Below are 26,779 nucleotides of genomic sequence, written 5' to 3'. Positions count from 1 at the left end.
CAGGCGGGGCTCCCCGCGATCCAGTGCGGGTCGGGAGTAGCCAACCTCTGCCATGGTCCCACGCATCAGACCATCATACTGAGCACAAAGAGCGGTTCCTCCTGTCGGTGACTGCGTATGATTCCCTCCCTGGGCACCATTCCAAAAGCAAGCACCTGAAACAGCAACATAAAATCGAGGTATTGTCCCACCGATGGCGGTGGTGGGACGCCGATTGGTTGCTATCTGTTCCTGTTTGTCCATGGGATTTATAACTTTGACAAAGCAGGCGCAGGAGAGGGAGGGCTGGCTCCGTCCCCACTTATTCGCAGAACTCTACCCAAAGGGGGGCGTTGGCAGGGTCCCACCCTTCATAGGCGTACTTGAGATCGAGCATTTCTGCGTAGCTGCGCGCCTGTTGCACGGCATCCATTGCGGATTTGTAGCAGGCCTTAGCCTCGACCACGGCAAGCGGAAAGTCTCGCGTGTAGCGCAAAAGGTAGTCCACCCGCTTGGGCAGCTGCTCGCGAGTGGCCCGTCGCCGAGCAGCTCGGTCGTGGACGAAGCGGCCAACCAGGTGTTCGCCGTGTAGCGCTTGGCCCGGTGCTGCCGAACGTCCATCTCATTTTTCTGGCGTCAGTTGGTATCATAACACCCTGGACTGCCAGGAGACTTAGAACAACGTTAACAACTACTACGTGAGAATTATGTCAGGGAACACGGGGCATTCTACAGTGCGGTTTTAGCTGCACTCCTCCTGGTCGAAGCCGGGCTCACCAGCGAGATCCAGTCCGCGCGTCCCGTCGGTTTGTTGTTATCCATTTTGCTCCTCTGGCCGTGAAGCCCAAACCTATTGAGAACCATATGTCTACTGTCCTGAAATTCAGTCGTCCTCGCCAATCCCCAGCTAGGCCACGGCACTCACACTGCTCTCCATTCAATATTCTGACGCACATGGCCTCGCTCATCTCAATAGAGATTCACTCAACAGTGTATCTGCGCCAAGCGATCTTCATTTCCGATCTCGCGAACGCCTGCATCCGATTGTTGCTCGGCCGATTGCCGAGCGGACGACGAGCCAGTTGCAGCTCCAGTCCGAACGGATGGCCAGCTAATCGCGGCTGCGCGCAGCGAGCTGCGCATGTCCATCGAGAACTGCTCATTTGAACGTACCGTTACTCCGGGGGGTGCGATGTGGTGGAACAATCGAAAGGCAGCCCGCGTTCACTTTGAACATAAGCACCTGGTCAATATCATGGGCGTGGATGGAACGTGGCGCCGAAGCTGCGCGCTGCTCGATATTTCGGACACGGGCGCCAAGCTCGAGGTGGAGGGCTCTACCGACGCGCTCAAGGCTCAGGAGTTCTTCCTCGTTCTATCCTCCACCGGGCTGGCATTTCGCCGATGCGAGTTGGTTTGGATCAATGGAGCACATGTCGGTGTCCACTTCGTCACCGGCAAGACGAGGAAGAAAGGGGCCAGCAAGGATGATCATCTCGCTCGTGCGCGGTGAGTGGAATCCTATCCAGCCTTGAATGACCGGTAGCAACCCATGCAGCTAGTCTCCTCGCGAACGGTGTCTTTCATCGACGTTCCGTCTCTTGCAACTTGCGAAGCCAAAGAGGCCCTCTTTCATCACGACAGCAAGGGCTTCATCCTCTATCTCTCCGGAGGAGGCCGATCGTCTCCCTCTGAGGAGCGAGTGATGTTCCTGAGATTGCGCGAGGCACTGGTGTGGTTGAACGAACCGCCTGAGGATCAGGGATCGTTTTGGGCGTGAAGACGCCGGTCAGCGTCTCGGAGGCGGCTCTCATGTTTGTGCATGTTCTGGCTGATAATGCCGCGAAGCTGTCTGAGCTTTGCAGCCTGCTCGATCGAAGATTTCAGATCGCAGGGGAGCGACTGGATGTCGACTCGAAGCTCTCGGAGTTGCCTGACGCATTGGTTGTGCGGGCCGATCTGCGTGTGATCGAAAACATCGCCGCTCTGAAGAGGAGAAGTGCGCGGACGGCCAAAGTTTCCAAGCGCATATTCCTGATCGAGCAGCCCTCTCACGCCTGCATCTCACAGGCCTATGCCCTTGGAGCTACGCTCGCCGTGACGGGAAAAATTAATCCGGCCAAACTCTTCGCGGCATTGGCCAATCGAGGAAACTCAGAGGCTGCTTCACCAACTGGCGCGACGCAGGAAGACAATGCGGTGGAGGTCGCGGCTGCTGCGATCGGATCGATGTTTGCTGCGGCGTCTTTCGGCGAGCCAATAGACGTGATGGCGACCATAGAAGCTGGCAGGGGGATCGCCGAACGGATCACCGAGCGCGGCCTCGCTGAATGGCTCACCGCCGTGCGGCGCCATCACGAGGGGACTTACCAGCACTGCCTCCTCGTTACCGGCGTAGCCATCGACTTCGGCCTTAGCCTAGGGCTGAAGAGAACCGATCTTGAGCGGCTGTACTCGGCCGCCATGTTTCACGACATCGGCAAGGCGAAGATCCCCTTGGCGATCCTGGACAAGCCCGGACGTCTGGATGCCGAGGAGCGGGCGCTTGTCGAGACGCATCCTGTGGCGGGGTACGAGTTTCTGAAAGCTCAGACTGGAATTTCGGCCGAGATCCTGGATGCAGTCCGGCATCATCATGAATATCTCGATGGCAGCGGATATCCGGACGCGCTCTCTGCCGAGAGCATCGCCGATATCGTGAGAATGTTGACCATTGCCGACATCTTCGCCGCCCTGATTGAGCACCGGCATTACAAGCCGACCATGCCTCGGTCGGAGGCGTACGGCATTCTCTCGGGGATGCAGGGAAAACTCGAAAAAGCTCTCGTGATTGCATTCAAGCAGGTCGCGCTGACCCGCTAGGAATGGCAAATAACAGGAACGTAGAGGAGCCAGCGCAGGGTCGCGCTGAGCGAGCTCTCCTCGGTACGTCATCGACCGGAGTTGCCTATCCCGAATGTGTACTCACCTGGTGAGCGGCCAGGAACTCGGGGTTGCCTTATTGAGCCTGGTCGAAAGCCGGCCGTGTCCAAGTCGGCGGCTGCTGCAGGCGCTTGAGGGCGATCCTGCGCCGTGCGGTTTCAGTTCTTTCAAGATGTCGCCAATAAGGGCAGGTCAACTCCACGAACTGCGGACAGAGCCCTTGCCTTGAGCCCGCCAACGTCCCTCAGACCTCGCTACAGGTGCGCCAAACGCGGCTCACTCGACTGTGCCGGCAAGGCGCAGATTCGGCACGCCGACGCCGCGGACGCGGATTGGTGCCGAGAGCTCTGCTCAGCTGACATCGAGCACGGGGCCAGTATCGTCGCGGCGCAGGCGGAATTCGATCGTCCTGCCCGTCTTGCGCCAATCCGACGTCTCGCCATTGTCGACATAGACAAGACCGGAACCACCGCGATCGGGCGCGCCGAACACGATTGCTTTCAGCCCCCTGCCGTCTTCAATCGGAACGATCGAGCCCGCGCGCGCGAAGAGCGGTAGCCGGCCCAGAGGTGCTGCCACGATGACGGTTCGCCCGCCCTCGAATGGCCTCCCCGGCGGAAATCGTCACGGGCCTGCAATTGATCTGGCGAGGCGAAGCTTTTGGCGAACGCCTGCTTCCCTACCAGTTCGGCTGACACGCGAACGTTCATGCGCATGCGTCGCCGAGGACCGGAAAGCCGACGGCTCAGCGGATGGCAGCCTGCCGCTCCGCTCCGTGTCGCCTGGGCGCCACTTCGACCGTCGAAGCCAAAAGGGTCGGCTGGAGCAGGACGGTGAACTCATCGAGCGATACCGGCGGAGAGAAAATATAACCTTGCGCCATGGTCGCGCCGTTTTCGGCCGCGAACCGAAGGTCTTCGGCCGTTTCGATGCCTTCGACCACCGTTTCGAACCCCAATTCGTTCGCAAGTCCGAGCGCAAGACGAAGGATCGTCTGCTTCTCGCGGTCTTCCGCGACACCCGCGACGAGCGTGCGATCGAGCTTCACGGCGTCGAAGGGGAGCCTCGCCATGGTCGAAAGATTCGAATAGCCGGCTCCGAAATCGTCCATTGCGAAGCGTATTCCCAATTGCCTGAGGAGGCTTATTCTCTCGCGCACGACATCAGGATTGCGCATCGCTACCGACTCCGTGACCTCGATCTCGAGGTATCGCGGCGGGAAGTCGGCCTCGCGAACGGTCGTGACGATATCCTTGATGAACAGCGGGTCCTCGATTTCCGTCGCCGCGACATTTACGGCAAGCACGAGGTTTGAGCCGGCCCGGATCAAGCCCCCGATCTCGGCGAGCGCGCGCCTGAGCACGAAGCGGTCGATCTCCATGATGAGACCGATCTCTTCCGCGATTTTGATGAAGCGCTGAGGAGGAATGTTGCCCTCCTTCGGATGATGCCAGCGCGCCAGCGCCTCGACGCCCACGATGCGGCCATTCACGCAGGACACCTTGGGCTGGTAATGGACGACGAGCTCTTCATTGCGGATCGCGAGGGCGAGATCGGTTTCGAGCGCATGCCGGGCACGCGCGACCTCGGCGAGATCCGGAGTGAAGAACGCGTGGGTGTTGCGTCCCGAGCTCTTCGCGACGTACATCGCAAGGTCGGCGCGGATCAGGAGATCGTCATAGGTGGTGCCGTGGGTGGGCCAGATCGCAACGCCGATGCTGGCGCCGATGGTCGCATGGTTGCTCTGGAGCTTGAAGGAAACCTGCAGCGTCTCGATCATCTCGCGGGCACAGAGGCTCGCGGCCTCGACCGTCTTCACCCCGGCGATGATGGCGACGAACTCGTCGCCTCCGACCCGGGCGAGCAGACTTTTGCCGGCAGCGACCTTGGACGCCAGCAAATTGCTCAAGCGCTCGGCCACCAACTTGAGCAGCTCGTCGCCAGCCTTGTGCCCGAAAGTGTCGTTGATGGATTTGAAGCCATCGAGGTCGAGGAACAACAGCGCCCCGCCTTGTTCAGCGTCGATGAGCGCCGGCGCATCGATGCGCATCTTCTCCCGATTGGGAATGCGGCTCACTGTATCGTAGAAAGCGAGCTGGCGAATTCTTCGCGTGCTGGCGCGCAAGTGCGTCAGCATTCGCTCGAATGCGAGGCCGAGGCCGCGAACCTCGCCGATGCCCGTTGCGCGGAACGGAACGTCGAGATTGCCTCCCGCGATTTCCTGGGCGGTCTTGGCGAGCTCCGAAAGTCCTTTCGTGAAGTGCCTTACGGCAACCAACAGCGCGACGACCAAGGCACCGAGCGCCAGCGCCGCGGATGCCAGGAACTGCCACATCAGCGAGCGGGTATGTGCGGCGCCGATCTGGAACATCTGATCGCGTGTCGTCGTCACGAGCGTTGCGCTCGCGAACGTACACACCTTGAGCGTAGCCTCGTATTCGACACAGCGCGCGACGTAGTTGCCGTCATCCGAGCGCTGCAGTCCGCCCAAACGCGTCCTGGCGCTGCTGAATTTCACCCCTTCAGGCCCCGCAGAAGACACGATCTTGTCGTCACCCATGATGATGACCACGCCGGCATTGGCTAGCGAAGTGAAGTTCTCGAGAGTCCGCTCCGTGCGCCCGAGCGGTCGGATGGCGACGAGCGCGCCGATGAGGTCGCCGAAGTCGTCGAACACGGGCTCGATTGCGGTGTGCGCTATAGTGGGGCGCTCCGGCAGGCCAAGCGCAGACAGTTCAGCCGATTTGAGCTCATAGGTGCCTTCCTCACCTCGCGGGTGCGAGCGGCTATTGTGCTTGAGGATCGACCTGAGATTGACGGAGAGGTCGGTCCCCTCGATCGCCCCGTTCAGAGCGAGGAGGTCGAGTGGCGTGTTGGCACCGATCACGCGGCCGGTTTCGTCGAAGGCGATCAGCCTTTCGAAGCTGGAGGTCGAAGCAACGACGCTGAGCAACTCGCGGATCGTCACATCGTTGTTCGAGGCGACCGCCTTTGCAATATCGGCGCGCTGAGCGATCTGGCGCAGGCGCGACGCGGTTTCCGCGCCGAGGACCTCGATTCGCGCTCGCGCCAACTGCGCCTCGCCGTCGAGGCGATGAGCAAGCTGGTCTTCCGAGAGTTCGCCCAGTGCCGCAGCCTGATGCCCCAGTTGCTGCTGCAGGCGTAGCGCCGTCAAGCCACCGATGAGGCCGAGCCCGAGCACGCCGGTCGCGAGCACGACGGCAACGAGGCGCATGGCGATAGACGAGGGGAAACGAACTCCGGACGGAACAGCCCAACGACGCCAGCGGGACGGCGTCTTCGATGTCTTCGCCATATCGGTGTCGGTCGCCACCACCTGTCAGCACCCTGAACTTGCGGGGGCCGATCAATGTCGCTCACTGAGGCCCCCACTGAGCTGTCTTCAAGGCGCCGAACTTAGGCGAGTGACACCCTCTAAATCGTCTATTTGTCGTCTATTTGTGGCTAGTTAATTACCAATTGGTTTTTCGAAACCATCAGATTGTGTGCTTTCACTTTCTGTTCGCCACACTGATGATTCCAAAAGGCACGGCGTTGCGACAACAGAAGGTTTAGGTTTCTTTGCCAGATTGTGCACCTCTTGGTTCGAAGGGGTCTGCAATGGCATTTTCGAGGATAATGGCAGCCCTATTGGGCCTTTGCCTTGCGGTGGTGAATGCCGCTGCCGCCGAAACACGCAAGCTCGACATCGTCGGGACCGGAGACGGCATCGATGTCCTGCGCGCCATCGCCGCGAGCTTCATGCAGCAGGAGGGATCGGCACAGATCGAGGTCCCGCCGAGCATCGGTTCTGGCGGAGGCATCGCGGCCGTGGGGTCCGGCAAGGCGATCTTGGGGCGCGTCGCACGCCGCCTGACCGACGCCGAGGTGGCTTCCGGCATCGTCTACAAGGCGATCGCCCGCCTGCCCTCGGCTTTCATCGTCCATCCCGGCTGCGGAGTGAGTGCCGTCACAAGCGCTCAGCTCGTTGCGATCTATTCGGGCCGCCTTGCCAATTGGAAGGAGCTGGGCGGCGCCGATATGCGCATCCGCGTCGTGCGGCGCGAGGACCAGGACAGCACTCTCACCGTGCTACGGGCCAGCATGCCCGGCTGGCATGATCTCGAGATCACCGAGAAATCGAAGATAGCGACGACCACGCAGGAAGCGATCGAGACGGTTCGCGAAGTTCAAGGCGCGATCGGCTTCGGTCCTTTCTCGCGGCCGTTGGAACAGGGGCTCACGGTGCTTCGCGTGGACGGCCACTACCCGACGGACGCGGATTATCCCTCGAGCGTGGTGCTGGCGCTGATCTATCTAAATACGTTGCAGGATCCGGACGCCCTGGCCTTTCTGCGCTTTGCCGATGCGCAGAAAGCAGCCGACGTCATCACCAGCCTCGGCAGTCTGCCCGTCAAGCCGTGAGGCGCCGAGACTCGGCGGCCGCCCACGCTGCCGAACTCGGCATCGGCTCACAGACCGGGGCGATGAGGCTGCTCCCCGCTTCGCCATAGACGGGTGACTTTGTCCATCAGCGACGGGGTTTGAGAGCTCGGCAGGAAAGGATCGGCGTAGCATTGCGCATTGGCCGAGCGCGCCTTGTTCTTCACGATCTCGACGAGACCGACCGGGCCGGCGACGTAGACCGTATCCTCCAGCCCAAGCAGGGGCAGGTAGTGCGATGGGCGCCCGGGCCTGATCGGCAGGGTAGACCCGACCTCCGTCGTCGCAATGACGTCGCGGACTCCGTCGTCGATCAGCCACTGCAACGAGGGAAGCATATAGAGATTGTCGGCATCCCGGCTGCCGGCGACGACCGCCATCTCGCGGTTGCGCTGGGTCGAGCGCGCCGAGCGGGCGAGCGCCCAGATCGGGGCCCAGCCAGCTCCGCCGGCGACCAGCACCAGCGGCCCCTGCCCCTGTCGTAGGTAGGCTTGTCCGAAGGGGCCTTGCACATGCGCTTTATGGCCGGGCCTGATGGCTTTGCCGAGCTGCCCCGACACGGTGCCGTCAGGCAGGCACCGGATGTGGAAGACAAGCTCGACTTGCTTGAAGGAACCATCGAGCCTGAATGTCGGACTGAACTCGCGCGCAGGATAGCCGGAAAACTTGACGCGCACATATTGGCCCGGCCGAAACTCGAGCGGCGCCGAAGTCGTCAGCACGACTTCGGCGATCTCCGACGAGAGCTGGTTGATCTCGGTGACGGCGGCCGCCCGCTTCTCAGGTAGCGGCAATTCTTCGAATTCGATCTCGGCGTCGCCTGCGACCGCTGCCTGGCAGGCGAGCACAGTGCGGCCATGGCCCGAGCCGCCGTCATCGACCGAGCCCGAAACGACCGTCACCCGGCAGCTCTGACATTGTCCAGATCTGCAGTCGTGTGGAACGAGAATCGAGCCGCCGAGCGCCGCGTCGATCAGGCTTTCGCCGGCGCGGGCTTCCACGAGCTTGCCGTTGATGACGAGCCGACAGTGCCTGTTCATCGCGAGGCCTTTGGGAGTGGCCTCCGGTCGCGCACGTCGCCGAGAGCCCTAATTTTCCGACACGACACGCACCGGGCGGTTATGGCTCGCATGCCGCGTCTGTGTATGGTCGAAGACAGCGACCCACATGTAAAGATCTTTGCCTGGCACGAAGGCTTTGTCATATCTGCCATCGCTTTTCATGTTGCGCGTCAGCTCGAGCGTCCAATGTCCGTTGTTCCATTTTGAAACCCCGGAGACATTGGCTCGCTCTCCTTCGTTGTCGCCGGCAATGATCACGCCAGGCAGGATCGTGCCGAGGGGAATCCTCGCGTCGGCCTCTGGCGTGTAGGGTTCGCTCTCCCAGTCGAACATGTACCAGCGGCCGTTCTCGTCGTCGCTGCTGTCGGGATTGAGATCGAACTTGCCGAGGGCTGCGACTTGCGCCTTCAAGTCCTTGGGCAGCCGCAGAACCGTGACGGGCCCTTTGTCGTCCCGGTGGATGAACTTGAAGTTATACGAATAAAGGGTGCGGCCAGGCTTATTCCAATAGCCGCCCTGATAGCGGGCATTGTAATTCTGCTCGTCCAGGGTCGGGGCGTAGGGCGGGCCGATATATTGGCTGTCGACGCGTCGGAGCATGCCCCCGCGCGACGCCTTCCACTGCCACATGTCTATGTAGCTGCCATCCGTCGTGAAGTGGAAGCCCCGGCCGTTGATCGGCATCGGTTTGCCGGGCAGCGGGTTGGCGCCGAGATCCGTCGCGCCTGCGCCGCCGAGCGATGGATTATCCGAGAAAATGACCGCCAGTTTATCTTCGTAGAAGTCGGAGGCGTCTTGCAGACCCGCACGTTCGTCGAGGGCGTGCCAGCCATCCTCTTGCTTGATGATCGGAATGCGGCGGAGGGAGCGCGTGGGGTCCTCCCAGCGGAAGGCAAAATAGAGCTTCTGCCCGTCGTGCAGGGCGCGCACCTCCACGAGCGATTCGCCCGATCCGCCGAGATTGGCACCTTGCTGCGTGCGAATGAAGACGGGGAGCGCGCGCGACCAGGCGGGATCTCCCATGGCACCGTCGAGCTTGGGCGCGGCGCTTACCCGCGCGATGACGAGCGTATCGCGCGTCGCCCAGTCGAGCCCGGCGACGCCGCACGCGACGGCTACCCCGATTGCAGCGGCGACGAGAAGAGGCCTCGGCCGCACGGCCTTCGTGATCGCGAGCGGCGTCGGCCGAAACACGCGGAAAATCTGCTGCCAGCCGCCATGGAGATAATGCGCGGCGACATGCGCGAAGATGTAGACGAGCGCGACGAAGGCGGCCGTCGAGTGGAGATAAGCCCACCAGCCGCCATAGCCGAGATACATCATGACGCCCGTCACCGTGAGGAAGATCACGAGCGCATAGACGAACCAATGCAGGATGACGTTGACGGCTCCCCACTTGAGGCGAGCCGGGGCGCGCAACGCGAGGATCCGCGTCTTCCTGGGGCTGTTACGCTCGAGGAGGCCGCTGCGCGCGAGGTAGGCGACGTAGGCCGCCCCGCAGAAAAAGAGGGCCAGCCCCGCGAGGAAATGCCAGGAAAAGATTTCGCCCTGCGGCAGGACCGGAGCGAGCCATTTCGAGAAGGGGGCGTGCAGCGCGTCCGCTGCGATGCGTATGCCGGTAACGAGGCTTACGACGAACGCGAGCGCGGTCGCCCAATGGAGGATGATCGTCCCGACATCGGTGCGTGGCGGGCTTTCTCGAGTCTTTGTGTGAGCGAGGCGTCTCTCGGTCAAGGCATCGGCGTTCGTTCGAGCGGTGACATCGTTCATTGCACAAAGCTTACCCGCGGTAAACCAGTTGCGTCAGAAAGGCTGCGAAGCATTGGGGATTTGACGAGATGGGCGTGGTCGCCGAAGAAGCCAAGACGACCGGCAACGATCATTATCCGAATCAGTGCGGTCCGCCAGCGAGCCGCCCTCGGGGCCTACGCCAGTCTCGAAGTCTGGTCTCGAATCCTGCGTGGCTTTGGCGATGGGCAGCTCGGAGCGCGCCCGTTGCGCAGCTGCGTCCATCGTAAACTCGGCGGAAACCCGTTGGGAGGACGAAGCTAGCCGATGCTCCCCGCAATTTAAATTTATGCAGCAATTTCAACAATATACGAGTTCGTAGCCTTTCTGACTGGCGCAACATCCAGCCTGCCCGCTGAATCTCCCCAATCCTCATCGCAGCCGAACGACGGCCGCGAGCTGCGCCTGGCTTGCGTTCAACGGTTCATGCGGGCAACCGGACCATCGCGCAGCTCGCTCCTGACCCGGATCTCGGCCCGCCCATTCCTGGCACTCCGCTTGCTCAGTCAGGACCAATCCAGGCCCCAACAGAGGTGGCCGTTTCAGGTTGAGGCAAGCCATGCAGGAAGTGTCCCGTTCTGGTGCTGGTGAACTCCAGCTCGATGCATTGATCGCGGATTTGTGGTGGCGTGTTCGGCTCTTGAACACCGACATTCTCGAGGAAGAAGCGAGAGCCGGGGTGTTCGACGTGAAGCAGCCGACCTATCCGCTGCTCGCGGCCAATCTTCGCGCGCGACGCGACAATCTGGTGTCGACGATCGGCCTGCTCGAGAAGCGTGCGAAATCAATGTCGCAAGCGGCTTGAGCGCGGTCTCCGTCTGAGGGCGGCGATCAACCGCCCTCATTCCCGCGACCGCCCGCGCGACGCCATCGTGCGAAGCTCAGGGACACGCATAAGGTCCTGACGGTTCGCCGGGCGGGCGTCGCGAAGGGCCAATGCATTCGCGTGACGCCGGCGCTCTACACCGACGAGGCCGATCTCGATCGTCTCGTCGAGGCGCTTGTGGCCGTCACGGGAACGAAGGCGGGCTGAAGGCGCGCGATTGCGGCCCTTGCGTGCCTCTTTCGCTGATGCAGGCCATTGGCTCGTGATCTCCAATGGCGCTGGTCGCGCCTGGCGGCCTACTGCGCCACCTTGGTGAGGTTCGCAAGGCTCGCCGCCAGCTCGTCGCTGCGGAATGGCTTCGTCAGCCGCGACAGGTCCGGCGCGATGCCTTCGCTGTTGGCGTAGCCTGAGACGACGAGGAGCTGGAGTTCGGGATATTGGTTGCGCAGGATACGGCCGAGGTCGGTTCCGCTCATGCCCGGCATGAGATGGTCGGTGATGAGCAGGTTCGGCCGAAGGCCCTTCCTCACGCGCTGAAGGGCGTCTTCCGCCGAGCTTGCCTCGACGACCGTGTAACCGAGCTCGCTCAGCATTTCGGCGGTGCTCATGCGCACCAGCGGTTCGTCGTCCACGAGAAGCGCGGTGCCGGCGGGGAGCGGCTGCAGTTTCGGCCGAGGGACGCTGTCGATCGCGCCCGCGGTTATCTGGCTCACCGGCAGCCATAACTCCACCGTCGTCCCGGCTCCCACGGCACTCCTGATCGTGAGCGCGCCGCCGAGCTGGGACGCGAGGCCGTGGACCATCGAAAGTCCGAGACCGGTGCCTTGTCCGACGCCCTTGGTCGAGAAGAACGGCTCGACGGCGTGAGCCAGTGTCTCCTCGTCCATGCCGACGCCGGTATCGGCGACCGAGATGCAGACATAGGTTCCCGGCGTCAGTCCCGATGTGTGCGCGCGCTCAACCGTGCGGGCCTTGGCCGAGATGCGCAACTTGCCGCCGTCCGGCATGGCATCCCGTGCATTCACGCTGAGGTTCAGGATCGCCATCTCGATCTGGTTGGGATCGGCCATCGCCTCGGGAAGTCCTGCGGGCGCATCCACCGTCACCTGTATTTGCGGTCCGGTCGTGCTCGAGATCAGGTCGCCCATCTCGGCAACGAGCCGGCTGATGTTGACCGGGACGGCCTGAAGGGGTTGCCGGCGCGCGAAGGCGAGAAGGCGTTGCACCAGCGTCTTGGCACGCTCGGCTGCCTGCGCTGCGCCGGCGATCAGGCGGTGCTCGCGCTCGCCGCCGATGCCCTTGCGTTGGAACAGGTCGAGCAGCCCGACGATCGGTGTGAGAAGATTGTTGAAGTCGTGCGCGACGCCGCCGGTGAGCTGGCCCATGGCCTCCATCTTCTGGGCATGACGAAGCGCCTCCTCCGCCTGTGCGAGACGCGCCTGCTCCTCCAGGCGATCGGTCACGTCCATCCCGGTCAGGAACGCTCCGATACGTGTGCCGTCCGGCGCGCGCAGCGCCTCGAACTTCATCTCGTAGACGCGGCGGTCGAAGCGGGGATCGCCGAATTCCTCGATCGTGGTGAAGGCTTCGCCGCTCAGCGCGCGGCTCCAGATCGCCGTGGCCGCAGCAAGATGCTCCGGCCGGTCGGCGAGGAATTCGTGCAGGGAATCGCCGACCTTCGGCCGCTTGCCGAAGATGCGCTGATAGGCATCGGCGCAGGACGCGTTGATGGCGAGCCAGCGGTAGTCGAGATCGAGGGCCTGAATCTGCCCGTCGGTGGTTTCCACGATCGTGGCAAGCAAATGCCGCTCGGCGGTGCGCTCGGCCACGCGCTGTTCGAGCGTGGCGTTCAGCTCCCTATAGCGCGCTTCGCTGGCCCGCAGCTGGGTCTCGCCGAGAACACGCTCGGTCGTCTCGGAGACGATGCAGAGGACGCCGCCGACCGAGCCATCGTCATCCGGGATGGCCGAATAAGAGACGTCCCAGTAACTCGTCTCGCCGTAGCCGTGACGCTCGACGTAGAAGGGGCGGTCCTTTGCGGCGAATGTCGTCCGCGTTCGGCGGACGCCCGCCAGCAGCGGTTCGAGATCGTCCCACAGCTCTCCCCAATTCTCGATCGCCGGGCGGCCGAGGGCGCGGGGATGATTGGCGCCGATGCCCGGCGCATAGGCGTCATTGTAGAGCGCGACAAAATCGGGCCCCCAGAACAGAACGATCTGGGCTCGCGCCGCCAGCAGCATGCCGACCGTCGTCTTCAGGGCCTGGGACCAACGATGAGGGGGGCCGAGTGGCGAGTCCGACCAGTCCAGGGCGCGCATCATCGCGCCCAGCTCGCCGCCGTCGGCAAGGAAGCTCAGGTCAGTTGACTGTCGAGCGGCTTTCTCAGACAGCACCGGACTCCCCGCGACGCGTGACATGGGCATCGTTGCCCAACCGAGCCCGGGTTTCGAGGACTCGACGGCCGACAACGTCCGGCACGGCTTCCGGTTCCCTCCCGGTAGTTTTGCGCTGGCCTTGTGCTATTGCTGCCTCCCGCAACGACGCGAGGTTCCCATGCTGCCCATTCCCGCCGACATCTTCACCGAGCCGGAGGACGTCTCGCCCGACGCCCTCGCCAATCTCGGCCCGCTTCGCCGACTTGCCGGCACGTGGCAGGCGGACAAGGGCATCGACATCAATCCGAAGGCGGAGGGGCCGGAGCGGCGCACCTTCATCGAGCGCATCAGGATGGACGCGATCGATCCGCAGGCCAACGGCCCGCAGCTTTTCTATGGCTTGCGCTATCACATTCACATCAACACGCCGGAAGAAGACATCACCTTCCACGACCAGGTCGGCTACTGGCTGTGGGAGCCTGCGACCGGTCTGATCATGCAGACGCTGGCGATCCCGCGCGGGCAGGTGCTGCTGGCCTCGGGCAAGGCAGCGCCGGATGACCGCAAGATCTCCGTCACCGCCAAGCGCGGCGATACCACTTACGGGATCTGCTCGACCGATTTCCTGGAACAGGCCTTCCGCACCGATTCCTACCGCTGCGACATCATCTTCAACGACGACGGAAGCTGGACCTATCTGATCCAGACCGAGTTGTTCGTGCGCGGCGCGCCGTTCAATCATCACGACACCAACACGCTGCAGCTCGTTGCGCCGCCCAAGCTCAATCCGCTCGCGGTGATCGTCAACGATCGCGCCAAGGCCGACGGCGGGGGCGGAACGGCGGCGTGAGCCTCATCCGGAGATTTGCATGAAGCCGTATGTCATTTGCCTGATGCATTCGAGCCTCGACGGCCGCACGCATCCCAGCCGCTGGCGTCCGAAGGGCGCCGGCACGGACTGGTTCGAGAAGATCCACGAGGAACTCGGCGGCGATGCCTGGGTGATCGGCCGCGTCACGGGCTCGGAGTTCGCCAAAGGCAAGCCCTATCCCGAAATGTCGGGCGAGACGTTTCCGCGTCAGAACTGGTTCGCGCGGCGCGACGCGAAGACTTACGGCGTCGTACTCGATGCGCAAGGCAAGATCGGCTGGGGCCGTTCGGACATCGGCGGCGATCCGATCGTGGTGGTGCTGGCCGAGAGCGTGCCGGATTCGCATCTCGGAGGGTTGCGCGGCGACGGCGTGTCCTACATCTTCGCCGGCAAGTCCGAAATTGACCTGGCGCTGGCGCTCGACATCCTCAATCACGAGCTGGGGGTGAAGCGGCTGCTGGTGGAGGGCGGCGGCGTCGCCAATGGCGCCTTCCTGCGCGCCGGCCTGCTCGACGAATTCAATCTGATCCTCAGTCCCGCGATCGACGGCACCAAGGGCGCACCGTTCGTTTTCGACTCGACGGAAGCGGACAGCGACAAGCGCGCGCCGCTTGCCGCCATGACGCTTGAGAGCGTGCGGGAGCTTGGCGGTGGCGTCCTGCTGCTGCGCTATCAGATCAAGAACGATCCGCAATGCGCGGCCGGGTAAAGCGCCGTCATGCCCGATATGCCAGAGCACATTGTCATCGTCGGCGCGGGGGCGGCCGGCCTGATGGCGGCGCGTGAACTCGCGCGCGCCGGCAAGAGGGTGACCATTCTGGAGGCGCGCGAGCGCTGCGGTGGTCGCATTCATCCGCTGCCGGCAGCGGAGTTTTGCTATCCCGCCGATGGCGGCGCCGAATTCATCCATGGCGAGGCGCCGGTCACGCGCGCCCTGCTGCGCGAGGCGGGGCTGGCTCTTCGGGAGATCGCGGGCACGCAATGGAGCTTTGACGGCATCGGGCTCTCGCGCGAGGAGCGCCACGATCAGTACGAGGCGGAGCTGCAAGCCGTGCTCGGGGCGTTGAAGGATGATCTCACCGTCGCCGATTTCCTGCGGCGGTACTTTGCCGGACCAAAATACGAGCGGCTGCGCCATTCCATCGAGCGCATGGTCGAAGGTTACGATGCGGCCGATCCGGCGCGCGCCTCCATCCTGGCGCTGCGCGAGGAATGGATGGACGGCGGGCACCACACCCAGGCGCGGATCGTCGGCGGCTATGGCGCGCTGACCGAATTCCTTGCGGAAGAGTGCCGCGGGCATGGCGCCGCGATCCGCTTCGGCTGCGTGGTGACGGCCATCATCGAAGAGGGCGGCGCCCTCGTCGTCCGTTGCGCCAAGGGGCGATGCGCACGGCTGCGATCGCGTGATCGTCACCGTGCCGCTGCCGTTATTGCCAGACATCGCTCTGCCCGCGGCTGCGCGGACGAAGGCCGTTGCCGCCGAAGACATCGGCTTCGGCAGCGTGATCAAAATCCTGCTGCGCTTCGCGCGGCCATGGTGGCGCGAGCTCAAGCCCGACCTCGCCGACATGACCTTCCTGCTGTCGGACCAGGTCATTCCGGTGTGGTGGACGCGCTATCCGGACGCGCATCCCGTGCTCACCGGCTGGTTCGGCGGCCCGCGGACGGCGGAGCTGTCGCATCTCGATTCGCAAGGACTGGTCGACGCTGGACTGGACTCACTCGCCACGATCTTCGGCCAGCCCCGCGAGGAGGTCGCGCGCGAGCTCGTTGCGGCGGCGGCGACCAACTGGACGCATGATCCCTTCGCCCGCGGCGCCTATTCCTGGGCGACGCCGCGCACGCGCGAGGCGCAGGCGATTCTCGCGCGCGCCGATGGTGCCGTGCTGTTCTCGGGCGAAGCGCTCTATCGCGGCCGGGACATGGGTACGGTCGAGGCCGCGCTGGCGAGCGGGCTGGCGACGGCGGAGATCATGTTGCGCGGATGAAAAAGGCCCGCGGACTCGCGGGCCTTTCGTTGGTCCGTGCCGGCCAATTTACCAGCGGCTGCCGCCAAAGCCGAACGTGACGCTTGGGCCGCCGCCGTAATAGCCGTACGGTCCGCCGCCATAATAGCCGTGGTGGCGTGGGTAATAGCCATAGCTCCGGTAGTGCGGGCGATAATAACCGTGGTGGTGATGGCGCCAGTGATGATGGCGGTAGCCATGATGGTGCCGGTGCTGCGCGCTGATGTCGGTCGGCGCGTTCGGCCTCGCGCTCGTGGTGTTGCCTGCCTTCGCCGCCGATCCGCCGGCCAGCGCCGCAGCACCGACGGCGATCACGGCAATGAGATACTTCATGTCGTCACTCCAGTTGAATGTCGTGTGACAACACGTAGGTGCCGGCTGCGTTCCGGCCAGTGCGGGCGTCGAAACGACGCAGCGTGCGATGTCTGGCGCGTCATGATGATCGCGCGTCGTGAGATTTATTGTCGCATCATCCGCCTTGATGGCATTGTTGCCATCACTTCGGCGCGAAAGATGCGATCACCTCGTCTGCCGTGACGATGGTCAGGCCGGTGTTTTTTTCGTGGCGGAGCTAAGCCATCGCGGCCTGCCAGCGCATGTCGCGCAGGGAGGGGCGGCGGTGCAGGCGGGCGTCGAGCAGGGTGCGCGCGCGAGAGAGGTCGCCGCTGCGCATCAACGCGACGATGAAAGTATCCTCGATCAGCTCGCGCTGGGCGTGGCTGCCGCCGATGCGCACGACCTCGCCGAGGACGGGCGCGAGCATTTGCACGCAGGCCGCATAGTCCTCGTCGGCAAAGGCGGCCAGTGCGCGGCAGATCGTGGGGACCACGGGACCGGCGGGCAGCTTGCCGTCGGCGAGCCGCTGCTCGATCACGGCAAGCCGCGCCGCCAGCGCCTCATTGTTTTGCGTTGCCGCAGCGAACAGCGCCATGTGGACGTCGGCGAACGACAGGCTCGATTTCGGAAACAGTTTTTGCGCGGCGGTGTCGGCCTCGAGCCACAGCGCCTTGGGCACGGCGTGGCCGTAGGCGGACAGGCGCCAGAGCAGCGAGGCGCCGTCGGTGACGACGTTGAGCGGGGGCGCCTGCGTGGCCGAAGGCTGGAGCACGTCGGCATAGATCCTGAGCGCGCGTGCCGCATCGCCATGCTCGAGTGCGCCAAGCGCCTGGTGCCACAGGATATGGCCGTGCAGGATGCCGGCGCGGTCGTAAGAGGAGATCCAGTCGTCGACGAGACGATCGGCCTCCTCGATCGAACCGTCCTCGAACATCGCATGGAGCACCGCATGCGCGGCGTGGGCGTTGGCGCGGCGGAGGTTGAAGCCGCGCTCGGTGACGGCGCGCCCGCGCGCGACGTCGCCGTTCTCCGTCATCGCCCAGCCGGACATGGTGAGGAACCACCAGTCCTCGCCATAGTGCCGTGCGACCCGCTCGCACAGCTCATGCCGCGCGCGGTCATGATCGGCCATGCCGGAGAAGGCGAACAGGCCGAAGGCACCGAGCGGCAGCGACAGCACCACGGCATCGCGCGGCCAGCTCTCGACATGCTTCAACATCGTCGCGATCGCCTCGGGCAGTCGGCCTTCGATCGCGAGCGCCAACGTCTCCACACGCGAGCGCTCACGCTCGGTGCCGCGCCCGCCAACGAGCTCGCGCGCCGTCGCCGCCTTCTGCCGCGCCAGATCGCCCTGCTGGTAGAAAGCGTGCACACGGCCAGGGGCAATGTGAGCCAGCGCGAAGCCCGGATCAGCCGCAATCGCGCGCTCCAGCGTCTCTGCCGTACCGGTCCAGCCCGAGAGCATGAGGTCGATGCCCTCGCGATAAGCGGATGCCGCATCGTCGGATGCGGTTGAGAGCGGAAGACCGTAGCGATCTTCATGCGGCATCGTCGTCTCCTGCTGTTAGCTCGTTCGCGCGCGGCGGCCCTCGATCGGATAGGCCGGGTCGTTGTAGCCCGGCGTCGAGGGATGGCCCGGCACGACCAGTCGGTCGATCAGCGCCTCGTCCTCCGCGGTGAAGCGATAGTCGAGTGCGCGGACATAGTCGTCCCACTGCTGCTCGGTGCGGGGGCCGGCGATGATGGAGGTCACGAACGCCGAGTTCAGCACCCAGGCGACAGCGAACTCGCCGGCGGTGATGCCTTTTGTCTCGGCGTGGGCCTTGATCTCCTGCGCGAGCTGCAGCGATTCCGGCCGCCACTCCGTCTGCATCATGCGGGTGTCGTTGCGGCCGGCGCGCGTCTCCTTGTCCGGGGCCGCATCCGGCTTGTACTTGCCGGTGAGCACGCCGCGCGCCAGCGGGCTGTAGGGCACGATGCCGAGGCCGTAATAGGCGCAGGCCGGGAAGTGCTCGACCTCGGGCATGCGGTTCATGGCGTTGTAATAGGGCTGGCTCACCGCGGGCTGGTCGATGCCGAGCCGGTCGCAGATGTTGCAGATCTCGGCGACGCGCCAGGCGCGATAGTTCGAGACGCCGAAATAACGCACCTTGCCTGATCGGATCAAATCGCCCATCGCGCGCACCGTCTCCTCCAGCGGCGTCGCATGGTCTTCCTTGTGCAGATAATAGATGTCGATGTGGTCGGTGCCGAGCCGCTTGAGACTTTCATCAGCGGCCTGCAACACCCAGCGCCGCGACAGGCCGCCGCGGTTGGGATCGTCACCCATAAGGTTGGCAAGTTTCGTCGCGAGCACCCAGGCGTGACGGTTGCCGGCGATCGCGCGTCCCACGACCTCTTCGGATGCGCCCTTCGAATAGGCGTCCGCGGTGTCGATGAAGTTGATGCCCGCGCCGCGCGCCTTGTCGATGATCCGCTTCGATGCGGCTTCATCGGTCGGCCCGCCGAACATCATGGTGCCGAGACAAATCGGCGAGACTTTCAGGCCGGTGCGGCCGAGCTGGCGGTATTGCATGGGCGAGTCCTTGATATTTTGATGGAGGGCAGCATAGCCAGCCACCGCCGTCATTGCGAGCGCAGCGAAGCAATCCAGAGATGCATCCGCGGAGAGATTTCTGGCGCTCGCAATGACGAGGTTGGAGGCGGCGCGGTATCTCCTCGGCGTCGTCCCGGCCTTCACCGGATGACGGGAGTATGTGGCTGCGATAGTGGCAACCTCTCTACCTCGGCCCCTTAAGAATCTTGAACACGCCATTCGCCATCACGATGCAGCGGTCGTCCACCGTCACCTCGGTGCTCATGAAGATCAGGCTGCGGGTCGAGCGCACCACGCGCGGGCGGGAGATCAGGATGTCGCCGATCTGGCCGGCTTCGACGAAATGGGTGTCGAGCTGCACCGTCGCCATGAATTCCTTGCCGGACGTGTAGCGGGCGGTCATGCCGCAGGTGCGGTCGGCGAAGGTCATCATGACGCCGCCCTGGACCATGCCGCGGCGGTTGTGGTGCTTGTCTTCGGTGGCGAGTGCGAATTCGTATTGGCCGTCGACCCTGCGCTCCCACAACGGGCCGATCAGGTGCATGAAGCCCGTGGTCTCCAGGATGCTCCAGCCCTCTGATTTGAGCCTTGCGGCGGCGGCCTTGTTGGTCATCTCGTCGTCCATTCCCGTGCGAGCTTTCGTTCTCATTTCATCGGGGCCGGACGTGGTGTAGTCAAGCATGATGAGACCGTTCGACGATGCCACACGGCGGAATATCGCGGCTGCCTGCGCGGCCTTCACGCGGTTGCCGGAAGACGATGCGGCGCCGGCGCTGAAGCGCGCCGCGGTGGCGGTCGCACTGACCGCGGCGGGCGAGGGCGACGACACCGCGTTCCTGCTCACGCTGCGCACGTCGCGCTTGCGCGCCCATCGCGGCCAATGGGCGCTGCCCGGCGGGCGCTGCGATGCCGGCGAGACGCCGGTCGAGGCGGCGCTGCGCGAGCTCGACGAGGAGCTCGGCCTTCGCCTCACCGGCACTGACGTGCTCGGCACGCTCGATGACTATCCGACCCGCTCCGGCTATTTGATCACCCCGGTCGTGGTCTGGGCCGCAGGCAGCGCTGCGATCCAACCGAACCCCGATGAGGTCGCCTCGGTACACCGCATCGCGCTCGCGACGATCGAGCGCGATGACGCCTTCGACTTCGTCGCGATCCCCGAAAGCAGCCGCCGGGTGATCCGCTTCCACCACCAGGCGAGCCTGATCCACGCGCCGACGGCGGCGCTGATCTACCAGTTCCGCGAGGTGCTGGCGGGGCGGCAGACCCGCGTGGCCGAGCTGGAACAGCCGGTGTTCGCCTGGAAGTGACGATGGTAAACGGCACGTTAACGTGACGGTTACCGGATGCCTGCTAAGAGGGCAGCATGCATCAATCGATTCGAAAAAGCCTGATTGCGGTTCCATTCGCGCTCGTTCTGCTCGCGCCCGCCGCGCGTGGCGAGGCCGACGCGCTGCCGCCTTCCATCAGCAACGCCAGGGCCCAGCTGCTGTCGCAGTTCTTCGCGCAAGGTGGCGCCTCGCCCGCCGTGCTCGAATATCGCCGCAAGCTGCAGGAATATCAGGCCGCGCGCGCGGCCTTCGACGAGGAGGCCGGGGCCTATTGGAGCCAGATCTCCGAGAAGCGGAAAGGCCGCAACGCCAAGCGGCGCAGCGGGCAGCAGATCACGCTCGACGATTACGTGCTGGAGCATCCGCCTGTTTATACCGGGCCGAAGCGTCCGGTGGACCCGGAGCCGGAGGAAACGCCGGATCGACCGACCAAGAAGCCGATTCCCGTCGTTGCGGACTTGCTGCGCGCGGCGCAGGATCTCTACCAGTTCACGCCGCAGCGGCCATCCAGCGAGGTCGAGTTCAAGCGCGCCTATGCGCGCTATGCGCTGGCCTCCGGGTTGACGCGCGAGCAGGCGGTGCGGGTCTATTCATTCGAGACCGGCGGCACCGGCAGCTACGACGTGCAGGCCGGCATCGAGCATGGCGGCAAGCGCGCGATCTCGACGGCTATCGGCTACAACCAGCTGCTCACCACCAACAGTGTCGAGCTGCTCGCCGAGCAGGGTCACGAATTCATCCGTGCGCTCTCCGACAAGGTGGCGCGGACGTCGGGGCCTGCGCGCCAGGCGCTCGAGTACAAGCTCGCGGTGCTCAAGAAGATGGTGGCGCATGCCAAGTCGGTGCCCGACACCTGGTCGGAGCACGAGAAGATCGGCAACACCGCGCAGGGCTGGGCCATGCACGCCATGGTGCTGGACGTCGACGTCGGGCCGATGCTGCAGACCCACAAGCTGCTCACCTCGGTGCTGTTCGCACGCGCCAAGGGCTACACGCGCCCGCTCACCGCGGCCGAGCTCGAGATGATGAACCTCACCGGCGACGGCACCGGTCTCGACATGGTGACTATGCCGCAGGCCATGCGCGAGCAGGTGCCGACCTCGAACTTCTTCCAGCGCGGCGGCTACGAGCGCAACCCGGTCGCAATCCGCCACAACACGGTGGCGAAGCTGCTTGCGGTGACCGATGATCGGATGGACTCGAACAGCAGCAAACCCGGCGCCAGGGAATTGGCGGCGGCGTTTTAGGCGCTGCCGCTTTCTTCACCTCTCCCCACTTGCGGGGAGAGTCCGGATTGCATCGTCAGATGCAGTCCGGGTGAGGGTTACAGGTGCCTCGACAATCTCATGCGTGGAGAGAGAACGGGCGAGGGAGCGCACCGTGACGGCGGCTCCTACTGATCCGGCCCGAACTTGAACTTGCCGTCGCCTTCCAGATACGGGCCGCTGCGCATGTAGAGCTGGCCGTTGTGGCCGATGAAGAACAGCGTGCCCCTGGGCACCTTCTTGGCGCCCTTCAAGAGCTCGCCGGCATTGCTGGTGCCCATCTTGTAGGAATAGGTCTTGCCGTCCTTGTCATAGGCGTAGCCCGTGTCGGGCTTGAGCTCCCAGGGCGTCGGCTGAGATTGCGCCCATGCGGGAGCTGCGAGTGCCGCGAGCGCGGCTGCGATTGCAAATGTCTTCAGTGAAAATGCCATGCTTCCATCCTCGGGATGTCCTTTTGAACAAATCACGAACGGTATTTCCGGGTCAATTCGCGAAAGCGCCGCGGCGCATCACGTCTCGCCCAGCGGTTTGTGATTTTCCCTTCGTCCCCTCGCGACTATGTTCCGCTTTCCGTCTAGAACGCAATTCGACAAAAATATTGGTGGGGATGATTCGGATGCGCCATGTGATCAAACTTTGCTGGGCTGCTGCATTGTCGCTGACGGCGCTGGCGCCGCCTGCCCAGGCCGACGACTACCAGCTCAGCCACAACCAGCGGATTTCCTGCAGCCGCGGCCTTGCTCCGGGCAAGCTCAACACGGCGACCTGCAAGTCCTACACCTATCTCTTCAACACCAGGACCTCGGAATATTTCCGCTGCCAGGTTTCGCTGGCGCTGACCCGGGACAACAAGGAGGTCATCAACGTCCAGACCGACGGCGGCTGCACCAAGAAGCCGCGCATCTTCGAGACCGACGGCAAGTACGATTTCGACGCCACCGAGACCGAGCCGCCGAACACCAACTCCTTTTTCGGTCCCGGCGGCTACTCGGTTTGGGCCGCCGACGTCACCGCGCAGAAAGTGCGCGGCTGCATCATCATCTCCTCCGGGCTCGGCTCCGACATCTCCAAGTGCCTGGACATGACGTTCCAGTAACCGTTTGACGGTGCACTCCCTCTCCGCTTGCGGGGGCCTGTGCGTGCGCCTCGAGACGACCGCACCGCGGTCTCCTCGGCAGGAGGCTGGGCGGCAACTTTGCTTGTGGAAATTGTTGCCACGCACTCCGTCCTCATCCTGAGGGCGGCCCGCCGTTAAGCGGGCGTCTCGAGGATGTGCTGCGGGCGGCTGCGCCACCTCGCCGCACCCGCCCGGTTCCCCAAAGTCCAGCCGGAACGACTGTTTACCGCAGTCCTGTTTTGCCTTTCGGATGGGTTGACCCGCATCCCACGTCCGGCCAATTTCGCCGCCGGTTTGGGGAGTACGGAAATCATGAAACGGACGTTCTTCGGCGTGGCCGCGGCTCTTGCTCTGGCGGCGTCGGCACCTTGCGCGCAGGCGCAATCCTTCATCAATGTGCTGACCGGCGGCACCTCCGGGGTCTACTATCCGCTCGGGGTCGCGATCGGGAAGATCTACGGCGACAAGATTCCGAACGTGAAGACCCAGGTGCAGGCCACCAAGGCGTCGGTCGAGAATTTGATCCTGCTGCAGCAGGGCCGCGGCGAGCTGGCGTTCACGCTCGGTGACTCGCTGAAAGCGGCCTGGGACGGCGAGGAGGAGGCGGGCTTCAAGACCAAGCTCGACAAGCTCCGGACCATCGGCGCGATCTATCCGAACTACATCCAGATCGTCGCCACGGCAGAGAGCGGCATCAAGACGCTCGCGGACCTCAAGGGCAAGAGCCTGTCGGTCGGCGCGCCGAAGTCCGGCACCGAGCTGAACTCCCGCGCCATCCTGGCCGCCGCCGGCATGAGCTACAAGGATCTCGGCAAGGTCGAATACCTTCCGTTTGCCGAATCGGTCGACCTCATGAAGAACCGCCAGCTGGGTGCGACGCTGCAATCGGCCGGCCTCGGCGTCGCCTCGCTGAAGGATCTCTCGACCTCGAGCCCGATCACGGTAGTGTCGGTGCCGAAGGAGACCGTCGACAAGATCGGCCCGCCCTTCATCTCTGCGACCATTCCCGCCAACACCTATACCGGGCAGGACAAGGACGTGCCGACCGCGGCCGTGGTCAATTATCTCGTGACCAGCTCCGCCGTCTCCGACGACCTCGCCTATCAGATGACCAAACTGGTCTACGAGTCGCTGCCGGAACTGCAGAATGCGCACGCGGCCGGCAAGGAGATCAAGCTCGAGACGGCCGCCATCGGCAGTCCGGTTCCGCTGCATCCTGGCGCGATCCGCTATTACAAGGAAAAAGGGCTGATCAAGCAATAAAGGTGTCATGGCCAGGCTTGACCGGCCATCCATCCTCAAAGAGTCGTCTGTCGATGGATGCCCGGGTAAAGCCCGGGCATGACGTATTCAGGGCGCGGGGACATATCGATGTTGCAGGCTGAGGGCACTCAAGAGCCCATCAAGGTCGAGTTCGACAATTTCGAGCACGGATTTCCGGAAGGTTTTGGCCCGGGCTGGTGGGGCACGCTCGCCTACTGGATCGGCATCGCCTTTGCGACCTTCCAGCTCTACGTCGCGGCCTTCAACTATCTGCCGAGCCAAGTGGTGCGCGGCGTCCATGTCGGCTTCCTCGTTCTGCTCACCTTCGGCCTGATCGCCAATTTCACGGCGAAGAGCAATTTCGGCCGCGCGCTGGGATGGGTGATCGGCGCCGCCGGCTTCTTCTGCGGTCTCTACCAATGGATCTTCTACGCCGATCTGATCGCGCGTGACGGCGATCCGACGAAGCTCGACCTTGCGGTGGGCACGCTGCTCGCCGTGCTGATCTTCGAGGGGACGCGGCGCCTGATGGGCGCGGCGCTGCCGCTGATGTGCGGCGCCTGCCTGCTCTACTGGTTCTTCGGGCAATACCTTCCGTCGCCGCTGAACCATCGCGGCTATGATTTCGATCAAATCGTCACGCATCTGTCGTTCGGCACTGAAGGCTTCTACGGCGTGCCGATCTACGTCTCGGCGACCTACATCTTCCTGTTCATCCTGTTCGGCTCGTTCCTGGAGCGCGCCGGCATGATCCAGCTCTTCACCGACGTCTCGCTCGGCCTGTTCGGCCGCACCCGCGGCGGACCGGCCAAGGTCGCGGTGTTCGCTTCGGGCATGATGGGCACGATCTCCGGCTCGGGTGTCGCCAACGTCGTCACCGTCGGCCAGTTCACCATTCCCCTGATGATCAAGTTCGGCTATCGCCGCGCCTTCGCCGCCGGCGTCGAAGCCACCGCCTCGATGGGCGGCCAGATCATGCCGCCGGTGATGGGCGCGGTCGCCTTCATCATGGCGGAGACGCTCGGCGTCCAATATTCGGAGATCGTCAAGGCCGCCGCGATTCCCGCGATCCTCTATTTCGCCTCCGCGTTCTGGATGGTGCATCTGGAAGCCGGCAAGCATGGTCTCGTCGGCATGAAGCGCTCGGAGATCCCGAGCGCCTGGAAAGCGCTGGTGACGCGCTGGTATCTCGTGCTGCCGCTCGCAGCGCTCGTCTACATGCTGTTCGAAGGCTTCACGCCGCTCTATGCGGGCAGCATGGGCCTCGCGCTCACGGTGACGCTGATCCTGGGCACCGCCATCACGACGGGCGCCTCCTCGATGGTGGTACGATATGTCTTCTGGATCGGCCTCGCGCTGGTCGTTGCCGCGCTGTCGCGTGACGGCCTCCAGATCGTGCCGGTGGCGAGCGTCGTCGTTGGCCTGATTGTGATCACCGCCTTCATCCGCGGCGGCTTCAAGGCCTTGCGTGAGTGCCGCGATGCGCTGGCCGAGAGCGCAAAATCCGCCATCACCGTCGGCATGGCCTGCGCCATCGTCGGCGTCATCATCGGCATGATGTCGCAGACCGGCGTCGGCACCATCTTCGGCAGCTGGGTGATCGGGCTTGGCGAGAAGAGCCTGTTCCTGGCGCTGGTCATGACCATGCTGCTGTCGATCCTGCTCGGCACCGGCATCCCGACCATCCCGACTTACATCATCACCGCCGCGCTTGCCGCGCCGGCCCTCGCCAAGCTCGGCGTGCCCTTGATCGCGAGCCACATGTTCGCGTTCTACTACGGCATCATGGCCGACCTCTCGCCGCCGGTGGCGCTCGCCGCCCTAGCGGCGGCGCCGATCGCAAAGGAGAATCCGGACAAGATCGGCTGGGAGGCGATGCGCATCGCGCTCGCCGGTTACGTCATACCCTTCATCTTCGTCTATTCGCCGGCGTTGATGCTGCAAGCCGGCGATCCCATGGCGGCAAAGCTCGGCTTCTACGGCGCGGTGGCGCTCGCGACCGTCAAGGCGCTGGTGGCGATCGGCCTGTTCGGCATGGTCGCGATCGGTTTCCTGTTCACGCGGCTGACGCTGCTCGAACGCCTCGTCGCGCTCGGCGCCGCGTTCTGCCTGCTCGGCGACTTCGCCGTCAGCGACACCGTGGGCTTCGTGCTGTCCGCCGCGCTCGCGCTGTGGCAATGGCGGCAGCGGCCGCCGGCGCCGGTCGAGGCGGTGTGAACCTCTGCCTGGCAACAGCCGGCGGTGTAAAGGCGCTGGCGCTGTCCGCGTTCACGCTCGCATGGACGCATTCGATCGCGAAGGTCGAGTGGCAGGAGGACTGGTGCCTGACGCCCGCCGGCCTCGAACTGGTGCAGGCCCGGGTCAAGGGCACCGGCCCCGGCATGGAGCCGCCGGCCGAGGCGCGGCTGGTCGATGGCTGGTTTCAATGGCAACCGAACCGCGCGCCGATGCCGGAAGTGGTGCTCGGCAATTCCGGCGCGGCCGGGGAATGGCGGCTTTGTCATGAGGGGGCGTGCCGGACGTTGTCGGAGATTGTCGGGCATCCGATCGGTGCTAACGTCACCAGAATGAGCATCTGCGAACAACGATAGAAATAA

23 protein-coding genes and 1 pseudogene are annotated in these 26,779 nt (G+C 64.1%); 13 read left to right on the top strand and 11 right to left on the bottom strand.

What is annotated here, in order from left to right:
* Window positions 1-301 precede the first annotated feature (301 nt).
* Window positions 302-487, bottom strand: coding sequence for a hypothetical protein (locus ACNJYB_RS36445; RefSeq protein WP_439371454.1), 186 nt, complete (start codon window positions 485-487; stop codon window positions 302-304).
* Between the two features lie 684 nt (window positions 488-1,171).
* Between ACNJYB_RS36445 and ACNJYB_RS36440 the strand changes: the two genes are divergently transcribed.
* Together ACNJYB_RS36440 and ACNJYB_RS36435 are read left to right on the top strand one after the other, a co-directional pair.
* Window positions 1,172-1,492 (top strand): PilZ domain-containing protein, encoded by a 321-nt coding sequence (locus ACNJYB_RS36440; RefSeq protein WP_439375732.1) that lies wholly within the window; start codon window positions 1,172-1,174, stop codon window positions 1,490-1,492.
* Window positions 1,493-1,791: 299 nt separating this feature from the next.
* The gene (locus tag ACNJYB_RS36435; protein ID WP_439375731.1) at window positions 1,792-2,841 is read left to right on the top strand and encodes an HD-GYP domain-containing protein; all 1,050 of its coding nucleotides are present in this window, start codon (window positions 1,792-1,794) and stop codon (window positions 2,839-2,841) included.
* A gap of 411 nt (window positions 2,842-3,252) precedes the next feature.
* Here the strand turns inward: ACNJYB_RS36435 and ACNJYB_RS36430 are convergent, their stop codons facing one another.
* Complete coding sequence (locus ACNJYB_RS36430) at window positions 3,253-3,480, bottom strand: hypothetical protein (RefSeq protein ID WP_439371453.1); 228 nt, start codon at window positions 3,478-3,480, stop codon at window positions 3,253-3,255.
* A 166-nt stretch (window positions 3,481-3,646) separates the two neighbouring features.
* Window positions 3,647-6,136: a bifunctional diguanylate cyclase/phosphodiesterase gene (locus tag ACNJYB_RS36425; protein WP_439371452.1), complete on the bottom strand. Its 2,490-nt coding sequence runs from the start codon at window positions 6,134-6,136 to the stop codon at window positions 3,647-3,649.
* A gap of 386 nt (window positions 6,137-6,522) precedes the next feature.
* On the opposite strand from ACNJYB_RS36425, the gene ACNJYB_RS36420 reads away from it, so the two are divergent.
* Window positions 6,523-7,326: a substrate-binding domain-containing protein gene (locus tag ACNJYB_RS36420; protein WP_439371451.1), complete on the top strand. Its 804-nt coding sequence runs from the start codon at window positions 6,523-6,525 to the stop codon at window positions 7,324-7,326.
* A gap of 47 nt (window positions 7,327-7,373) precedes the next feature.
* Here ACNJYB_RS36420 and ACNJYB_RS36415 read toward each other — a convergent pair whose 3' ends face one another.
* Complete coding sequence (locus ACNJYB_RS36415; protein WP_439371450.1) at window positions 7,374-8,384, bottom strand: 2Fe-2S iron-sulfur cluster-binding protein; 1,011 nt, start codon at window positions 8,382-8,384, stop codon at window positions 7,374-7,376.
* Window positions 8,385-8,432: 48 nt separating this feature from the next.
* Window positions 8,433-10,175 carry an ethylbenzene dehydrogenase-related protein gene (locus tag ACNJYB_RS36410; RefSeq protein ID WP_439371449.1) on the bottom strand — a complete coding sequence of 581 codons (1,743 nt, stop codon included), beginning with the start codon at window positions 10,173-10,175 and terminating at the stop codon, window positions 8,433-8,435.
* Between the two features lie 577 nt (window positions 10,176-10,752).
* Here ACNJYB_RS36410 and ACNJYB_RS36405 point away from each other — a divergent pair.
* Complete coding sequence (locus ACNJYB_RS36405) at window positions 10,753-10,998, top strand: hypothetical protein (protein WP_439371448.1); 246 nt, start codon at window positions 10,753-10,755, stop codon at window positions 10,996-10,998.
* A 317-nt stretch (window positions 10,999-11,315) separates the two neighbouring features.
* On the opposite strand, the gene ACNJYB_RS36400 is transcribed toward ACNJYB_RS36405, so the two are convergent.
* Window positions 11,316-13,436, bottom strand: a complete 2,121-nt coding sequence (locus ACNJYB_RS36400) for an ATP-binding protein (RefSeq protein ID WP_439375730.1) — start codon at window positions 13,434-13,436, stop codon at window positions 11,316-11,318.
* Window positions 13,437-13,572: 136 nt separating this feature from the next.
* On the opposite strand from ACNJYB_RS36400, the gene ACNJYB_RS36395 reads away from it, so the two are divergent.
* From ACNJYB_RS36395 to ACNJYB_RS36385, 3 genes and pseudogenes are all read left to right on the top strand, one after another.
* Complete coding sequence (locus ACNJYB_RS36395; protein WP_439371447.1) at window positions 13,573-14,244, top strand: FABP family protein; 672 nt, start codon at window positions 13,573-13,575, stop codon at window positions 14,242-14,244.
* A gap of 19 nt (window positions 14,245-14,263) precedes the next feature.
* Entirely contained in the window at window positions 14,264-14,974 is a 711-nt protein-coding gene (locus ACNJYB_RS36390; RefSeq protein WP_439371446.1) for a RibD family protein, read from the top strand.
* Between the two features lie 9 nt (window positions 14,975-14,983).
* Window positions 14,984-16,256, top strand: a pseudogene (locus ACNJYB_RS36385) (flavin monoamine oxidase family protein).
* A gap of 48 nt (window positions 16,257-16,304) precedes the next feature.
* Here ACNJYB_RS36385 and ACNJYB_RS36380 read toward each other — a convergent pair.
* The 4 genes from ACNJYB_RS36380 to ACNJYB_RS36365 all read right to left on the bottom strand — a co-directional run bounded on the left by ACNJYB_RS36380 (window position 16,305) and on the right by ACNJYB_RS36365 (window position 19,831).
* Window positions 16,305-16,607: a hypothetical protein gene (locus ACNJYB_RS36380; RefSeq protein WP_439371445.1), complete on the bottom strand. Its 303-nt coding sequence runs from the start codon at window positions 16,605-16,607 to the stop codon at window positions 16,305-16,307.
* Between the two features lie 238 nt (window positions 16,608-16,845).
* Window positions 16,846-18,159, bottom strand: a complete 1,314-nt coding sequence (locus ACNJYB_RS36375; RefSeq protein ID WP_439371444.1) for a tetratricopeptide repeat protein — start codon at window positions 18,157-18,159, stop codon at window positions 16,846-16,848.
* Between the two features lie 15 nt (window positions 18,160-18,174).
* A complete protein-coding gene (locus ACNJYB_RS36370; RefSeq protein WP_439371443.1) occupies window positions 18,175-19,185 on the bottom strand; it encodes an aldo/keto reductase in 1,011 nt (336 codons plus the stop codon).
* 205 nt (window positions 19,186-19,390) lie between these two features.
* Window positions 19,391-19,831: a PaaI family thioesterase gene (locus ACNJYB_RS36365; protein WP_439375729.1), complete on the bottom strand. Its 441-nt coding sequence runs from the start codon at window positions 19,829-19,831 to the stop codon at window positions 19,391-19,393.
* A 55-nt stretch (window positions 19,832-19,886) separates the two neighbouring features.
* Between ACNJYB_RS36365 and ACNJYB_RS36360 the strand changes: the two genes are divergently transcribed.
* Window positions 19,887-20,516: an NUDIX hydrolase gene (locus tag ACNJYB_RS36360; protein WP_439371442.1), complete on the top strand. Its 630-nt coding sequence runs from the start codon at window positions 19,887-19,889 to the stop codon at window positions 20,514-20,516.
* Between the two features lie 56 nt (window positions 20,517-20,572).
* Window positions 20,573-21,784 (top strand): hypothetical protein, encoded by a 1,212-nt coding sequence (locus ACNJYB_RS36355; RefSeq protein ID WP_439371441.1) that lies wholly within the window; start codon window positions 20,573-20,575, stop codon window positions 21,782-21,784.
* Window positions 21,785-21,930: 146 nt separating this feature from the next.
* Here ACNJYB_RS36355 and ACNJYB_RS36350 read toward each other — a convergent pair whose 3' ends face one another.
* Window positions 21,931-22,233 carry a hypothetical protein gene (locus tag ACNJYB_RS36350; protein ID WP_439371440.1) on the bottom strand — a complete coding sequence of 101 codons (303 nt, stop codon included), beginning with the start codon at window positions 22,231-22,233 and terminating at the stop codon, window positions 21,931-21,933.
* A gap of 185 nt (window positions 22,234-22,418) precedes the next feature.
* Between ACNJYB_RS36350 and ACNJYB_RS36345 the strand changes: the two genes are divergently transcribed.
* From ACNJYB_RS36345 to ACNJYB_RS36330, 4 genes are all read left to right on the top strand, one after another.
* Complete coding sequence (locus tag ACNJYB_RS36345) at window positions 22,419-22,898, top strand: hypothetical protein (RefSeq protein ID WP_439371439.1); 480 nt, start codon at window positions 22,419-22,421, stop codon at window positions 22,896-22,898.
* A gap of 333 nt (window positions 22,899-23,231) precedes the next feature.
* Window positions 23,232-24,182: a TAXI family TRAP transporter solute-binding subunit gene (locus ACNJYB_RS36340; RefSeq protein WP_439371438.1), complete on the top strand. Its 951-nt coding sequence runs from the start codon at window positions 23,232-23,234 to the stop codon at window positions 24,180-24,182.
* A 108-nt stretch (window positions 24,183-24,290) separates the two neighbouring features.
* The gene (locus tag ACNJYB_RS36335) at window positions 24,291-26,399 is read left to right on the top strand and encodes a TRAP transporter permease (protein ID WP_439371437.1); all 2,109 of its coding nucleotides are present in this window, start codon (window positions 24,291-24,293) and stop codon (window positions 26,397-26,399) included.
* The gene (locus ACNJYB_RS36330) at window positions 26,360-26,773 is read left to right on the top strand and encodes a DUF1850 domain-containing protein (RefSeq protein WP_439371436.1); all 414 of its coding nucleotides are present in this window, start codon (window positions 26,360-26,362) and stop codon (window positions 26,771-26,773) included. The genes ACNJYB_RS36335 and ACNJYB_RS36330 overlap by 40 nt, the downstream gene beginning before the upstream one ends.
* Window positions 26,774-26,779 lie beyond the last annotated feature (6 nt).

It is taken from the genome of Bradyrhizobium sp. SMVTL-02 (assembly GCF_051853005.1).
Taxonomy (GTDB): Bacteria; Pseudomonadota; Alphaproteobacteria; order Rhizobiales; family Xanthobacteraceae; genus Bradyrhizobium.
Note: the sequence above shows the minus strand (reverse complement) of the source record. Positions and strands in the feature narration are given on the sequence as shown.